Source organism: Phycisphaeraceae bacterium (assembly GCA_040222855.1).
GTDB lineage: Bacteria > Planctomycetota > Phycisphaerae > Phycisphaerales > Phycisphaeraceae > Mucisphaera.
Genome location: JAVKCD010000015.1, coordinates 1 through 1,544, shown reverse-complemented (window position 1 = coordinate 1,544; position 1,544 = coordinate 1). Strand labels below are relative to the sequence as shown.

General features: G+C 58.4%; 1 protein-coding gene. It reads left to right on the top strand.

The window, feature by feature from the left end; genetic code table 11:
- Positions 1–90: 90 nt before the first annotated feature.
- Positions 91–1,371 carry an IS701 family transposase gene (locus tag RIG82_03450; GenBank protein MEQ9459995.1) on the top strand — a complete coding sequence of 427 codons (1,281 nt, stop codon included), beginning with the start codon at positions 91–93 and terminating at the stop codon, positions 1,369–1,371.
- The last annotated feature ends 173 nt before the right edge of the window (positions 1,372–1,544 follow it).

The window sequence follows — 1,544 nt, the reverse complement described above, 5'->3', positions numbered from 1 at the left end:
TACTACAGCGCTAACTGATCTTGTAGCAATTTGTCTGGATCGGAGAAACTGCGGTTTTCACAATCGGGGGGACCAACGGGAGGGCCGGACATGGACGTCCAAGATTTGGAAGGCCTGGAAGCGCGTTTGAAGGCTTACTTGAGTTGCTTCGACGATTGCTTTGCCCGCTGCGATACGCGGGCCCATCTGTCGACTTATGTTCGTGGCCAGCTTTCGGATCTGGATGCCAAGAGCGTCGAACCGATTGCTCTGCGGGCGGGAACGCCGGTGCGAACGCTGCAGGAGTTTCTGGCGCAACATCGTTGGGATGAGGACGGTTTGCGTCGGCGTTTGCTGCATCTCGTTCGTGATGAACACGTCGATTCCAACACCGTCGGCATCCTCGACGAAACCAGCGACGTGAAGAAAGGAGACAAAACGCCGGGGGTCCAGCGACAATGGTGCGGCAAAGTTGGCAAGCGGGAAAACTGTATCGTGACGGTCCACTTGGCGGCGGCGACCGAGGACTTTCATTGCATGCTCGATGGCGAATTGTTCTTGCCGGAAAGCTGGAGCGATGATCGTGAACGTTGTCGCGTCGCGGGCATCCCCGACGACATCGTTTACCGGCCCAAGTGGCAAATCGCCTTGGAATTGTACGATCGCAGCGTCGCCGAAGGCGTGGCGTTTGCCTGGATCACGGCGGACGAAGGATACGGCGGCAAGCCGGGGTTCTTGGAGGGGCTCGCTCGACGAAGTCAAACGTTCGTTCTCGAAGTGCCACGGACCTTCGCGGTCTGGGAGAAAACGCCCCAGGTCACGGAGCACCGCTATCGCAAAGGTGGTCGGGGACGTGGTCGCAAAACACCCCGCGTCAAAAGCGGGGAGCGCTCTCCCCGCAGCGTCGAGAACGTGTTTTGGTTCAGCGAGGCGATGAAGTCGAAACCTTGGAAGAAGTACCGCGTCAAGGAGAGTGAAAAAGGCCCGATTGTCTGGGAAGCAAAACGACTTCGCGTGACGCTCAAGGGCAGCGACGATCTGCCGGGCATGCGTCTTTGGCTCGTGGTTGCACGGAATGTTCTCGATGGTGAACTGAAATTCTTCGTCAGCAATGCCAGCGAGAGGACGTCGATGTCGACGCTGTTGCTGGTCGCCTTTCAGCGGTGGCGCGTGGAACGATGTTTCGAAGATCAAAAACAGGAAGTCGGCTTGGACTGCTTCGAGGGCCGTCGCTACCTCGGCCTGAAACGTCATCTGATCCTGACCGCGATCAGCTATTTGTTTCTGTCGCGAGCGTGTCAGCAGCAGCGGGGGGAAAAACCCAGCGTGGACAGTCCAGCAGATCCGCGATGCGACCGACGCGATCGTCACGAGTTGGTACTTGCCCATTGAGGCCAGGCGAACGATGCTCGAGCGCGTCGCCGCCCGGATCAAACACCATCAAAGCCGAAACGCAACCGCCCGCGCATGCCACACGAAAACAAGAATCAACCGCTACGCCTCGCTAGGAATCGATCCCGACCGCATCACCCCATGCCGCTGGCCAAAAACCTAGCGCTGTAGTA

Coding starts and splice junctions, on each gene's coding strand:
- RIG82_03450 (MEQ9459995.1), top strand. CDS start 91: ATGGACGTCCAAGATTTGGAAGGCCTGGAAGCGCGTTTGAAGGCTTAC.